Here is a 13,478-nt window from a genome sequence, read left to right on the forward strand (position 1 = left end):
CCCCAAGTGACTATGTTAGGCTTTGCCCATTTATAAAAACAGGAACCGAATTATGAAAATCACCAGTAATTTTGACAGTGGTAATATCGAAATTATCAAAGCCGACGACCCGGCTGATATTCAACTGGCTATTCGCAAAGACAACCAGTCCGATTTTTATCAGTGGTTTCATTTCCGGCTAAACAGCCCGCATCCACAGCTACACAAAATTACTATTACCAATGCGGCCGGATCAGCGTACCCGGATGGCTGGCAGGACTATCAGGCTGTGGCTTCCTATGATCGGCAAACCTGGTTCCGGGTAGAAACAGAGTATGACGGTAAGGCCCTGACGATTAATCATTACCCGGAAGCCGAGTCTGTTTATTTTGCTTATTTTGCTCCTTACAGCTACGAGCGGCATCAGGATTTACTGCATCAGGCGCAGAATGACTATAACTGCCAGCTGGTTGATTTAGGTGAAACCCTCGACGGCCGCGATATGAGCCTGTTGGTAATAGGTGAACCGGATGACAGTAAAAAGAAAATCTGGATAACTGCCCGTCAGCACCCGGGTGAAACCATGGCTGAATGGTATATTGAAGGCTTACTGGACAGGTTACTGGACGAAGATGATGGTGTAGCCCGTAGTTTGCTGGCCAAAGCAGTATTTTATATCGTGCCAAATATGAATCCGGACGGCAGTGTGCGTGGTAATTTACGGACTAACGCCGCAGGCGCTAACCTGAACCGCGAATGGCAGAATCCAACGCTGGATCGTAGCCCGGAAGTTTACCTGGTGCGGCAGAAAATGCTGGAAACCGGCCTTGACATGTTTTTAGATATTCATGGTGATGAAAATCTGCCATATAACTTTGTTGCCGGTTCAGAAGGCGTGCCTTCTTATAATGACCATATGCGTCAGCTGGAACAGGATTTTAAAGCGGCAATGCTAATGATAACGCCGGAATTTCAGATTAAATATGGCTACGACAAAGACGAGCCCGGACAAGCGAATTTAACGGTTGCTACTAACTGGGTGGCTGAGCAGTTCAAGTGTCTGGCCTACACCCTGGAAATGCCATTTAAAGATAATGCCGATTTACCTGACGCCGCGTTCGGCTGGTCTGATATTCGCTCAATGAAACTGGGCCAGGATAGCCTGAGCGCGATCCTGCAGGTGGTTGATAAACTGCGTTAAGGCATTCAGTTGGTAGATAAAAGAAGTAAAGGTAAGCATTATGGCAATTATTTCCTGCCCGTTTTGCGGGCAACGAATTTCAGATAAGGCCGCTGCCTGCAGTAAATGTGGTGGTGATCTCACTAGTAACACCCCGGAAAAACTGGCAGCGATTGAACGGGACAAGAAAAACCGCAAAATGCAGTCGCTGATGAACCAATCCATGCTGGCAATGGTATTGTTTTTGGGCGGCTTTGGTATTTTGTACTGGTGGCAGCCGGCAAATCACAGCTATAACCAATATCTGTCAAATGCGGCAATTGGCCTGGGGTTTTGCTGGTATGTAGTAACCCGGGCTCGTATTATCATGCTGAAGCGAAAATAACCTTATGGATTTCAAAGCTTTTGTCAGCGCTATGGCGCCAGAAACCTACCAAAAACTAGCAGATGCCGTTGCCACCGGCCGCTGGGCTGACGGCACTGCACTTAACGAGCAGCAAAAAGCCCAAACCTTACAGCTGGTGATGGCCTATCAGGCTACGGTGCTGAAATCAGAAGAATTATTTACTGTCGGTGCTGATGGTCAGCTGATCCAGAAATCGAAAGCTGAACTTAAAAAACAATTTGATAATAACGATGCAATAGCAAGGTTCGGACACGATGATATTTAAAAACTGGTTTAAACCGAAGTGGCAACATCCTGATAGCGCCACCCGCCAGCAAGCTATTGCCAGCCTGTCTGCCGGTCAGCGCGAGCATAAAGAAATTTTGCACGAACTGGCGTTTAATGACAGCAGTGAAACGGTGCGGCGCAGTGCGCTGGAACATTTGAATGACTTTTCGTTATGGTGGCAGGCCAGTAAACAGGATAATAGTGACAGGTTACGCCAGCATGCGGAGCAGCAATTACTGACAATGCTGCTACAACAGCAAATCCCTGCCTCGCAAAAACAACAGTTTGTCGCCGAGTGCAACCGGATGGCATTGCTGGAGCAGCTGGCTGAGCGGGAAACTGACGCCGAAATATTGTTTAGTCTGTTAGCGCGCCTGAATAAACCAGAGCTAAATATTAAAGCGCTAACCGGCCAGGTATTAACCATTACTCAGAAACAAAAATTGCTGGCGCAGCTGGACGATCAGAAACAACTGGAAAAACTCAGTAAATCATTAACTGGCGAACTGGCCCAGCAGCTACAGCATAAAATTACTGAGCAGGCAGAACAAAAGCAGAAACCGCTAAAGCTTCGTAAAGACATAACCTTGCTGCTAGCCAGGCTGAATGCACTGCGTGATCGCTTTTCGCCTGCAGAGATCCCGGCCCAGGTGGCTGAGCTAGAGAGTCAGTGGCAGCAATTGCATACTGAACTCGATTGCCTGCCTGCCGCTGAGGCAGCCAGTATTTGCGACAAATATCAGCAATTGGTTAGCAAGCTGGAAAGCTGGTTAGCCCCGCAATTAGCGCAACTTGCAAAAGCGCAAGCCGAAGCACAGCAACGGGCAGCTGCTGCTGCACAGTATCAGCAGTTATCTGATGTGATTACGGAACTGGCTGGCCAATTAACCGACGTGTTAGCTAATGTTGATATCAGCACTGCGGAAACTATTTCAGAGCAGTTAACAGCGCTTTCTGCACAGATAGACCAAAATACAATTATCAATGAGACGCAACGAAATAACCTGATAAAACAGCAACAAACGCTGGCAAACCAGCTAATTAGCTTGCCAGAAACTGCCGAAAAGCTTAGCCAGGCCTCAAGATTGGTCAGTGACTGGGCTGCCGAAGCGTTACCGGCAGATCCCGCTCAGCTCGACACAGCCAAAGCGCAACTCAGCCATTACAAAAATAGCTGGCGAGCTATTACCGCAGAGTTGCCGCTGGCGGTGCCGGAATCGGTTGCCACTGCCAGGCAGCAGTTACAACAACAATGGCAGCAAGCAATTGCGGCAATGACCAGCCAGACAGAGAGTGCGGTTCGCCAGTGCCGCAGCAAAATTACTGAATTTAAACGGTTGGACCAACAGGGCCGCTTTAAAGTGTTGTTTGGTTTGTTTAAAGGGATCAGCACAGATTACGCTTTGCTGAGCGAGGCCGAGCAGCAAAAGCTGGCAGCTGACTATGAGTTTGCCAGTAACCGTATTGCTGAGCTGGCCGACTGGCAGGAATATATCGCTACCCCGCGCAAGCGGGAATTATTGGCACAACTGCAGCAACTTGCTGCAGAGCAACCGGCTGATATTCCGGCCCGGGCTGAACAGGTTAAACAGGCGCGGCTGCAATGGGGTAGTTTTGGTAAAGCGGCTGCTGAGCAGGACGCAGAGTTAAATGCTGCCTTTGACGTTGCCTGTGAGCAAGCTTATGCGCCGTGCCGGACCTACTTTGCTGAACAGGACACAATAAAAGCGGCAAATTTAACAGTGCGCGAAGATATTATTGCGCAGTTAGAGCAGCTGGCAGCAGCGCAGCCGGATGCATCAGCGCTGGATAGCGGGTTAAAATCGCTCACTCAGGCCTGGCAGCAAGCCGGGCCGGTTAAACGTCAGGATTATCTGACTTTGCAAGCACGCTATCAAGCCTCACTGGAGCCGTTAAAAGCCAGGGCGGCTGAGTTGCAGCAGCAGGTTGCTGAGCAAAAGCAAGGCTTGATTAACGAGGCTAAGGCAGCATTGGCGCTTAGCGACAGCAATCAAAGCAGTAAAATTCTGAAAGAGTTGCAACAGCGCTGGAAACTACTGGGTTATGCCGGGAAGAAGCTTGATCAGCAGCTGTGGCAGCAATTCCGCCAGCTTTGTGATGGTTTTTTCAGCCAGCGGCAGGCTGATTTTGCTGAGCAGCAACAACAGCAACTGGCTCAGGAACAAGCCCTTAGCAACGCCCTTAACGGGATAGCTCAACAGCTGCAATCACTAACGGCTGAAAGTGCCAGTAGTGAATTCGCCGCAGTAAATGAGCAGCTGCAGCAACTGGATGTCGGGGTAATAGCCAGTGCCCGTAAGCAGCGTGATAACTTGCAGCAACAACTGGCAGCTTTAATAAAGCAACAGGCCAGTCAGGCGGCGCAGCACGATACCAAAGTGTTATTTGCACAGTTAGCTGAACCAGATAGCAGCTGTGACAGCTGGCCGGCGCAGTTTAAACCGCAAGCTGAGCTGGCTGGTGCGCTTGGTTTAGATCGCAAAGGCTTAACCCAGGCACTTGAGATTGTATGTGAAATAAATGGTCCGGAACAGGAGCGCAGCGAACGGCAGCAGGTACAGCTCACCTTGTTGACGTTAAAGCATAATGCAGGTGAAGTAACCGATAAGCACAGCCTGCTAAAGCATTGGCTGGCTTTTGGCCCGGTTACCCCGGCAGAGCGGGGTTTAGTAGAAAGGCTTAAAGCCATCTTCATAACCGGCTAATGGTATAGGGCGCTTCGGCGCCCTTATTTTTTTAGATTTAGTTACTGAGCTCGCCGCGCAAATTCTGCTGCATTTTCTGGCGGATCTGGCTGGCATCAAATTGCTGGCTCAATAAATAATGCAGCTTAGTCAGAGTGGCTTCGAGCGTCATATCAAAACCACTGATCACGCCAACGTTTTTCAGCGCATTGCCGGTGGCATAGCCATCCATATTTACCTTGCCTTTAAAACACTGGGTACAGTTAACCAGAATTTGCCCGCGTGCTGTCGCCGCCTGTAGGACTTTCAGTAATTCCGGCCGTTGGGGGGCATTTCCTACTCCGAATGATTTAATAATCAGTGCCCGGACCGGGGCATTCAGCATATTGCTGATAACATCGGTGCTGATCCCGGGATACAAAGTAACAACACTGATAGGTTGTGGCGTAATATCAGCTACCTGTAAGTCTGCTACTTTTGCCGGCACAGGGCTTACTTTGCCTTCAATCAAATCGATATTAATCCCTGCTTCCAGTAGCGGTAAAAAATTGGGTGAAGCAAAGGCGTTAAAGCCATCGGCATCGGCCTTGGTGGCGCGGTTGCCCCTAAACAGCTGATTATTAAAAAATAACGCCACTTCAGCAATAGGGTAGTTAGCTGCCAGGTATAACGCATTTAACAAATTTACCTGGCCATCAGAGCGCAGTTGGGCCAGCGGGATTTGTGAGCCGGTAATAATCACCGGTTTTTGCAGATTTTCCAGCATAAAGGATAACGCTGATGCGGTGTATGCCATGGTATCAGTACCATGCAGCACCACAAAGCCATCGTACTGCTGATAATGCTGCTGGATATCGGTTGCGATATGTTGCCAGTGAGCCGGCGTCATATCTGATGAGTCGATAACCGGATGATATTCATGAATATCAAACAAGGGCATATCCGGGTGAAAAAACTCCGGCATTTGCTTAACAGTGGCGCTTAAAAAGCCAGGCACAGGTACAAAGCCCTGAGTAGATTGTTGCATACCGATGGTACCACCGGTATAAGCAACATAAATGCGTTTTCTGTTCATATTCGTTTGTTCTTATTCTGACATGACTAAAAAGCCATGATTACCATATAAAAATGCCCGCGGGATGGCGGGCATTGTAGTAGATATTAAGGTAACTGTCAGTTAACGGTGCAGGTTACACAGTATGAATAGATACCATTAGGGTCGTTAAACTGGTTCAGAATTACAAAGTCCTGCCGTAGTTGCTTGCTAACCCGCTGCAGCATTTGCTGCTCTGGGCTGGCTTGGACCTGTGGTAACCAGCCATTAGCTTGAGCACTGCCAAACAGCTCTTTTAACATTTGTTCGGTAGGGCTTAATTCCTGAGTAATAACCTGCACATCATAGTTATCCAGGCCAGCTTTTTCAGCTGCCGCTGCGATGGCATCGTCAAAGGTACCCAGTTTATCAACCAGGCCCAGCTCCAGCGCTGTGCTACCGGTCCATACCCGGCCCTGGGCCACGGCATCCACTTCCGACACTGACATATTGCGGTTACTACCAACCATAGTTAAGAACTCGGTGTAACCACGCTCAATCAGTAACTGCATAATATCTTTTGCTCCGCTGGTCAGGCCCTGATACAGCGGCAAACCAGCAGATAAACCGGCCAATTCAGTGGTACCAACCCCATCTACATTTAAACCCAGTGTGGCCAATGAATTTTCAGCAGTGTGCAACAGGCCGAAAATGCCAATTGAACCGGTAATGGTGGTGGGGGACGCCCAGATCTCGTTGGCTGGTGCCGCTATCCAGTAACCACCTGAGGCTGCCACTGCACCCATAGAGGCGATAACCGGCTTGCCCGCTTCGCGTAGCAGGGTTATTTCCTGACCAATCACTTCTGAGGCAAAAGCACTGCCACCACCACTGTCAATCCGCAGCACCACCGCTTTTACTTTGTCATCAAAGCGTGCCCGGCGTAACAGCGCAGCAGTTGAATCACCGCCAATGGTGCCAGACTTGGCACTACCATCGACTATCATGCCCCGCGCTACGACTATTGCGACTTTCGAGGTTAACGGATTAACAAAGTTGCTGTTAGCAATGGCGTACTTGGCGTAGTCATCAAAGCCGACGTGGTTATAAACATGCTTGTCATTTTCACCGACAATGCCAATCAGTTTCTGGCGGAATTGCTCACGGGTAGCAATGTTATCAGCGAACTTGTTGTTAATGGCGTATTGGGCAGTGTCGCCATCTGCTACCTGCAGTTTCTGCAGCAAGGCCTCATAGGTTTCATCAAAATTGCCGATATCAAAGCCGCGACGGCTGCTGACATCCTGTTTGTAGGTGTTCCACAAATCAGATAACCAGGCAATATTGGCTTCTTTAGCCGCTGCAGACATATCATTACGCAGGAAAGGCTCTACCGCAGATTTATAGGTACCAACCCGGAATACATGGGTATTAATTTTCAGTTTCTCTAATGCTTCTTTATAGTACATCGGATAACTGCCATAACCTTCCAGGATAACTGCGCCCATCGGGCTTAAGCTTATTTCATCAGCGTAGCTGGCCAGGTAGTACTGGGTTTGGCCAAAATAAGCGCCATGGCTGAATACCTTTTTACCGGCGGCTTTAAAATCTTCGATAGCGGCGCCAACCCGTTGCATTTTATCCAGTGAGGCAGAGCGTAAACCAGATACATCTAATACCATGGCCTGAATTCTGTTGTCGGTTGTGGCAGTTTCAATCACTTTAACCACATCAGACACCAGCATTTCAGGTGATTCTTCACCAGCGCCCAGGCTTTCATTAACGGCTGCAGATACCGGGTCTACCCAGCGTTTTTCCTCCACCAGATCGCCGTTCAGGTTCAATACTAAAGCAGCGGTGTCAGCAATTTTAACTTCATCTTCTCCACTAAAAACAGCAATTAACACGATAGCGACAATAAAGATAAACAGCAGGTTCAGTACGGTAGAGCGGAAGCCTTTATAGACCCGCCAGATTGCGCCAAAGAAGCGACGGATTGGACCTTTTCTCGGTTCAGACATAATAAATTCCTGTATGAGTTCCTGTAATGGAAGCGAAATGATAGATTTATTACCGCTATGCTAACCAATTTAGCTGCAAAGACTAAATGGAATTTGTAAGTAAATGTTTAGCACTTGCTATCGGCAGCCAAAGCGGCTACATTCTTCCTATTTGACAGGTACGACCAGAGAGGCTGCGGTGGCATACCAACGATTATTACAACCACTGGAATTAGGTTTTACGACGCTGAAAAACCGCGTTATTATGGGCTCGATGCATACCGGCCTGGAAGAGGAAAAAAATGGCTTCGCCAAGCTGGCGGCATTTTATGCTGAACGCGCAAAAGGCGGGGTTGGCTTGATTATTACCGGCGGCATCAGCCCGAACTTTCGTGGCAATCTGGTGCCTTTTGGCAGCCAGCTCAGCCACTGGTGGCAAGTTAAGAAACACATTCAGATCACAGAAGCAGTGCATCAGCACGATGCAAAAATTTGCTTGCAGTTACTGCATGCCGGCCGTTATGGCTATCATCCTTTTAACGTCGCGCCAAGTAAGATCAAATCTCCCATCACCCCGTTTAAACCTGCTGAGATGTCGAAACGACAAGTTAACAGCACCATCAAAGACTTTGCCTATGCCGCCAAACTGGCCAAAAAAGCCGGTTACGATGGGGTTGAGGTCATGGGATCTGAAGGCTATTTAATTAACCAGTTTATCTGTCAGCGCACTAACCGCCGTCAGGACGAGTGGGGCGGCAGTTTTGCCAACCGTAGCCGCTTTGCCATCGAGACTGTAAAAGCCGTGCGCGAGCAATGCGGCAGTGACTTTATTATTATTTACCGTTTATCAATGCTCGATCTAGTGGAAGACGGCAACAGTTTTGAAGAAGTAGTCGAGTTGGGCAAGGCCATAGCCGGGGCGGGTGCAACCCTAATTAACACCGGCATTGGCTGGCATGAGGCAAGGGTGCCGACCATTACCACCCGGGTGCCGCGCGCTGCCTTTAGCTGGATCACCGAGCGGGTAAAAAAAGAGCTGAGTATTCCGGTTATCGCCACTAACCGGATTAACGACCCGCAGGTGGCCGAAGATATTCTGGCCAATGGTCAGGCCGATATGGTGTGTATGGCGCGGCCGTTTTTAGCTGACGCCGATTTTGTTAATAAAGCTGCGGCTGATAATGCCGATTTAATTAATACCTGTATTGCCTGTAATCAAGCCTGTCTGGACCATGTATTTCAGAATAAGCGGGCCAGTTGTCTGGTTAACCCCAGAGCCTGTTATGAAACCGAGCTTAACTTTACCCCGGCTGCGCAGCCGAAAAAACTGGCAGTGGTCGGTGCCGGCCCAGCTGGTTTAGCCTTTAGCGTGTATGCAGCACAGCGCGGCCATCAGGTGCACTTGTTTGATAAGTCGCATCAAATTGGCGGTCAGTTTAATTACGCCAAACAAATACCGGGCAAAGAAGAGTTTCATGAAACCCTGCGTTACTTTGGCAAAATGATCGAGCTGCATGCAATTAAGCTGCATTTAAACTCGGAGCAAACCGCAGCAAGCCTGGCCGAAGCCGGCTTTGATGAAGTGATTCTGGCCAGTGGCATTTTGCCACGTGATATTCAGTTGCCGGGGCAGGACCACCCGAAGGTTATGAGTTACCTGGATGTGTTACGCGATCATAAATCGGTTGGTAAAAACGTCGCTATTATTGGTGCCGGCGGCATTGGTTTTGATGTGGCGGAATACCTGACCGAAGATAACTCATTAACTCTGCAGCCCGATGCCTGGTTAAAAGAGTGGGGCGTAGATAAAAGCTATCAAAGCCGTGGTGCGTTGCTACCCGACAGCATGCCAGAGCCAGCTGCCCGTAAAATTTACTTAATGCAGCGCAAAGACAGTAAAGTAGGCGCGGGTTTAGGTAAAACCACCGGCTGGACTCACCGTGCTTCTTTGAAGAAAAAAGGCGTCGAGTCGATGGCTGGCGTTAATTATCTGAAAGTAGACGACAGCGGCTTGTGGCTTGAAATAGGCGGCGAAGAGCGTTGTCTGGATGTCGACAACGTTATTATCTGCGCTGGCCAGGTGCCGCAGCGCGCGCTACAGCAAGGCCTGACCGAACTCGGCATTCGTCACCATCTGATTGGCGGCGCCGATGTCGCTGCCGAGTTAGATGCCAAACGCGCTATCCGCCAGGGCGCAGAGCTGGCGGCACAAATTTAGCTGCATTCAGTCTGCTGCGCCTTTATGTCAAGCAAACCGCACCATCATGGTGCGGTTTTATTTTGTCATCCTGTTGTAACCTAATTTACGTTTCCCGCCGTTAAAATCTATTCATGACCATGCTTTGGCGAAAGATCACCGACTTAAGTCTGATTTTGCTATTGGCAAGTCACTTTTCTGGTGCTTTATTTGTTAATGCTGCTATCGTGGTATTAGCTTTGCAGTACAATTTCTATAATTACAAAGTCAATACAGGGAGTCTTTATGTCAGGTGTGTTAACCATGGTGCTGGCCGGGGGCGAGGGGACCCGTTTGGCGCCGCTTACCGGCATTCGCGCTAAACCAGCTGTGCCATTTGGCGGCAACTATCGGATTGTCGATTTTGTTTTAAACAACTTTGTAAATTCTGACTTGCTGCAGATTTTTGTGATCACTCAGTTTAAATCACACTCGTTAATGAAGCATTTAGGCCGCGCCTGGCGGGTAAGTGGTTTAACCAACCGCTTTATTGACCCGATACCGGCGCAAATGCAAACGGGTAAGCACTGGTATTTAGGTACTGCCGATGCCATTTATCAGAACTTGCATTTAATAGAAGGGCTGGACCCGGAGCATGTTTGCGTATTCGGTGGCGACCATATTTATAAAATGGATGTGCGGCAGATGCTCGACTTTCATCGCCATAACAAAGCCAAGCTTACCGTGGCGGCGATACCGGTGCCGGTAAGTCAGGCCCATGAATTTGGGGTGATAGAGGTTGATGAACACGGCAAAATGATTGGTTTTGAAGAAAAGCCCAAACAGAACCCCAAAACCATCCCGGGCCGGCCGGATTTTGTACTGGCGTCGATGGGTAACTACATTTTTGAAGCCAAATGCCTGGTTGACGTGCTGGAAGAGGATGCCAAACAGGCCGATTCTAAACACGACTTTGGTCATAACATTATTCCGGGCTTATATCCGCAGGGTGAAGTCTATGTCTATGACTTTTCCAGCAACCGCATTCGCGGCGAGTCTGAAAGCAGTGCCGGCTACTGGCGTGATGTTGGTACCATAGATTCCTACTATGAAGCCAATATGGACTTAATATCGATTAATCCGCCATTTGATGTCTACAACCGCTATTGGCCGCTGCGCAGTTACACGCCGCCAATGCCACCGGCCAAATTTGTGCATGACGAAACCAACCGTACCGGCCAGGCTATCAGCTCGATGGTGGCGTCGGGTTGCATTGTCAGTGGTGCAATCGTTTATCAGTCTATTCTGGGTTACAACGTGCATGTCCATAGCCACAGTTACATCGAGAAGTGCGTGCTGATGGGTAATAATGATATTGGCCGCGGTTGCCGTATTCGCCGCGCTATTATTGATAAAGACGTTAAAATTGCCCCCGGTACTATTATTGGCGAGGATCCGGTGCAGGATAAAGCCCGCTTTCATATTTCGCCAGGTGGGGTGGTAGTGATCCCGAAAGGGGCGAAAATTGGTTTTGATGACGCCGATTAAACTGTTAAGGAACTTGTGTTGCGTATTCTGTTTATTTGTAGTGAATATGAAGGGTTAATAAAAACAGGCGGTCTGGCTGATGCTTGTCGCGGCTTGGCCAGTAGCTTACTGGCCAGCGGCCATCAGGTTAGTGTTATCCTGCCCAGATACGGCGCTTTGTATCAGGTTGAGACAACGGCTGCAGACTCAGTATTTGTTGAGCTGGGTGGCCGTACCCTTGGCTGTGCGGTACGACATACTGACATAGCCGGTGTGTCGGTTTACGTGCTGGAGCATCATGACTTTTTTGCCAGAAGCCGGCCGTATGACGATGGCGAGCATGGCTATCCGGACAACCCGCTGCGCTTTGCGTTTTTCTGTAAGGCGGTATTAGAGTGGTGTACCGAGCAGCCTGCATTCGACATTTTACATGGCCATGACTGGCAGACTGCGCCGGCGGCGTACTATCTGGCAAATAGTTACCGGCAGCATCCGAAGCTGGCGGCAACACCTTTTGTTTTTACTATTCATAATGGTGCCTACCAGCAGCAGTCTGAGCCGCACTGGGCAGCCCAGCTTGACCTGCCGCTTAATGGCAATAGCGTTAATTTTTTACAGATAGCACTGCAATATGCAACGAAGATCAATACCGTCAGTCAGGGCTACCGGGATGAGTTATTAACGGAGCCGGCCGCCAACGGGCTCTCGGCCTGGTATCAGCAGCGCCAGTACGATTTCAGCGGTATCTTAAATGGCTGTGATTACCAGCAATGGGACCCGGCAACGGATAAAGCCTTGCCGGCAAACTATCAGGCGGCCGATTTAACCGGCAAAGCACAGTGTAAACAACAATTGCAACGGGATTATCAGTTAGCTGAAACCAACGAGCCTTTGCTGGTAGCGGTCAGCCGGGTTACCGGCCAGAAGGGCTACGATATACTGATCCCGGCGCTTAAACACATGCTGGCGAATTATCCGCTGCAAGTTGTCATTGTCGGCAGTGGCGAGGCGCGTTACTGTCAGCAATTACATCAGCTAACAGTAACCTTTGCTGATAAATTTCGGTTTATCGAAGGCTTTAATGAGCAATTAGCCCATCAGGTGGAAGCGGCTGGTGACTTTTTTCTGATGCCGAGTTTATTTGAACCCTGTGGCCTGAATCAGTTGTACAGCCTGCGCTATGGCACTTTACCGCTGGTGCGGTTAACTGGTGGCTTAAAAGACACGGTGGTGCCCTGGCCTGATAAAAAAGCAACCGGCATTGGTTTTACCGAGCCAACGGTTGATGCTTTGCAGCAGGCGTTACGTCAGGCCCTGGCGTTGTATCAGGACCAGAAGATGTATCTGAAAGTGCAGCAGAATGCTATGGCGCAGAGCTTTGGCTGGGCCGAAGCCGCTAAGCAGTACCTTGCGCTTTATCAGCAGGCCAGGCAAGCAGTTCAAGCCAATTGATGGCGCTATTTTAAGCGATATGGCGAGCGGCTGAGCAAACAGCCGTGCTGCTAGCCTTTTATCATGGGCATTATGGATAATCTTTGCTAGCCTGCTGGCAAGAATGTTTATTGAAAAGTTTACTGAGACGTTTGGTTAAAAGTTCACTGAGTTGTTTACTGAGGTTAAGTTATGGATGCGTTGACACTATTAACGACACGATACTCCACGCCGCGTTTAACTGAGCCGGCGCCCGAGGGCGAGGCGCTAGCGCTTATCAAAAAAGCGGCGTTGAAAGTGCCGGACCATGGCGGTTTACGCCCCTGGCGTTTTGTTATTGTTACCGGTAAAGAGGCCCTTAACCGGTTGGGAGATGTGTTTGCCGAAGCGGCTATTGAAGATGCGCCCGGTATTTCTCCGGAAATGCATGAGCGTGCCAGACAATTACCGCTGCGCGCGCCGATGGTGATTGTTTGTATTGCCAGGGTAACGGAACATGCTAAAGTGCCGGCCCATGAACAGGTGCAATCAGCTGCCTGTGCGGTAATGGCGATGCAACAAGCGGCATTTGCTCAGGGTTTTGGTGGTATCTGGCGCACCGGCAGCTATGCCCAGCAGGATTTTGTAAAACAATCTTTGGATGTCGGCGAAGATGATGAAATTGTAGGCTTTTTATATTTAGGTACTGCAGCGTCTAATGCGCCGGTACGCAGTGATCCGGATCCGGAAGCGTTTTTCTCGTATTTTTAAACTTTTTCACCTTCAACATGCCCT

10 protein-coding genes are annotated in these 13,478 nt (G+C 49.3%); 8 read left to right on the plus strand and 2 right to left on the minus strand.

Features of this window, described 5'->3' with window-relative positions; genetic code table 11:
• Positions 1–52 precede the first annotated feature (52 nt).
• From H141_RS0100120 to H141_RS0100135, 4 genes are read left to right on the plus strand one after another with little or no spacing between them, the layout of a single operon-like run.
• Positions 53–1,180 carry a M14 family metallopeptidase gene (locus H141_RS0100120; protein WP_019674205.1) on the plus strand — a complete coding sequence of 376 codons (1,128 nt, stop codon included), beginning with the start codon at positions 53–55 and terminating at the stop codon, positions 1,178–1,180.
• A 40-nt stretch (positions 1,181–1,220) separates the two neighbouring features.
• Positions 1,221–1,544, plus strand: coding sequence for a zinc ribbon domain-containing protein (locus tag H141_RS0100125; RefSeq protein ID WP_019674206.1), 324 nt, complete (start codon positions 1,221–1,223; stop codon positions 1,542–1,544).
• Between the two features lie 4 nt (positions 1,545–1,548).
• Positions 1,549–1,830 carry a YeaC family protein gene (locus H141_RS0100130; protein ID WP_019674207.1) on the plus strand — a complete coding sequence of 94 codons (282 nt, stop codon included), beginning with the start codon at positions 1,549–1,551 and terminating at the stop codon, positions 1,828–1,830.
• Positions 1,820–4,558, plus strand: a complete 2,739-nt coding sequence (locus H141_RS0100135) for a DUF349 domain-containing protein (RefSeq protein ID WP_019674208.1) — start codon at positions 1,820–1,822, stop codon at positions 4,556–4,558. Before H141_RS0100130 ends, H141_RS0100135 begins: the two co-directional genes overlap by 11 nt.
• Positions 4,559–4,595: 37 nt before the next feature.
• Here H141_RS0100135 and ansA read toward each other — a convergent pair whose 3' ends face one another.
• Both ansA and sppA read right to left on the minus strand, forming a co-directional pair.
• On the minus strand, positions 4,596–5,612 hold the full coding sequence (gene ansA / locus H141_RS0100140; protein WP_019674209.1) for an asparaginase: 1,017 nt from the start codon (positions 5,610–5,612) through the stop codon (positions 4,596–4,598).
• 98 nt (positions 5,613–5,710) lie between these two features.
• Complete coding sequence (gene sppA / locus H141_RS0100145) at positions 5,711–7,591, minus strand: signal peptide peptidase SppA (protein WP_019674210.1); 1,881 nt, start codon at positions 7,589–7,591, stop codon at positions 5,711–5,713.
• Positions 7,592–7,769: 178 nt separating this feature from the next.
• Here sppA and H141_RS0100150 point away from each other — a divergent pair, with 178 nt between their 5' ends.
• The 4 genes from H141_RS0100150 to H141_RS0100165 all read left to right on the plus strand — a co-directional run bounded on the left by H141_RS0100150 (position 7,770) and on the right by H141_RS0100165 (position 13,454).
• Positions 7,770–9,788, plus strand: coding sequence for an NADPH-dependent 2,4-dienoyl-CoA reductase (locus H141_RS0100150; protein ID WP_019674211.1), 2,019 nt, complete (start codon positions 7,770–7,772; stop codon positions 9,786–9,788).
• 264 nt (positions 9,789–10,052) lie between these two features.
• Positions 10,053–11,294, plus strand: a complete 1,242-nt coding sequence (gene glgC, locus H141_RS0100155; protein WP_019674212.1) for a glucose-1-phosphate adenylyltransferase — start codon at positions 10,053–10,055, stop codon at positions 11,292–11,294.
• Positions 11,295–11,309: 15 nt separating this feature from the next.
• Positions 11,310–12,725, plus strand: a complete 1,416-nt coding sequence (locus H141_RS0100160; RefSeq protein WP_420834570.1) for a glycogen synthase — start codon at positions 11,310–11,312, stop codon at positions 12,723–12,725.
• Positions 12,726–12,896: 171 nt separating this feature from the next.
• Positions 12,897–13,454: an NAD(P)H nitroreductase gene (locus H141_RS0100165; RefSeq protein WP_019674214.1), complete on the plus strand. Its 558-nt coding sequence runs from the start codon at positions 12,897–12,899 to the stop codon at positions 13,452–13,454.
• Positions 13,455–13,478 lie beyond the last annotated feature (24 nt).

The sequence above is a fragment of the Arsukibacterium perlucidum DSM 18276 genome (assembly GCF_000382165.1).
Classification (GTDB): domain Bacteria; phylum Pseudomonadota; class Gammaproteobacteria; order Enterobacterales; family Alteromonadaceae; genus Alishewanella; species Alishewanella perlucidum.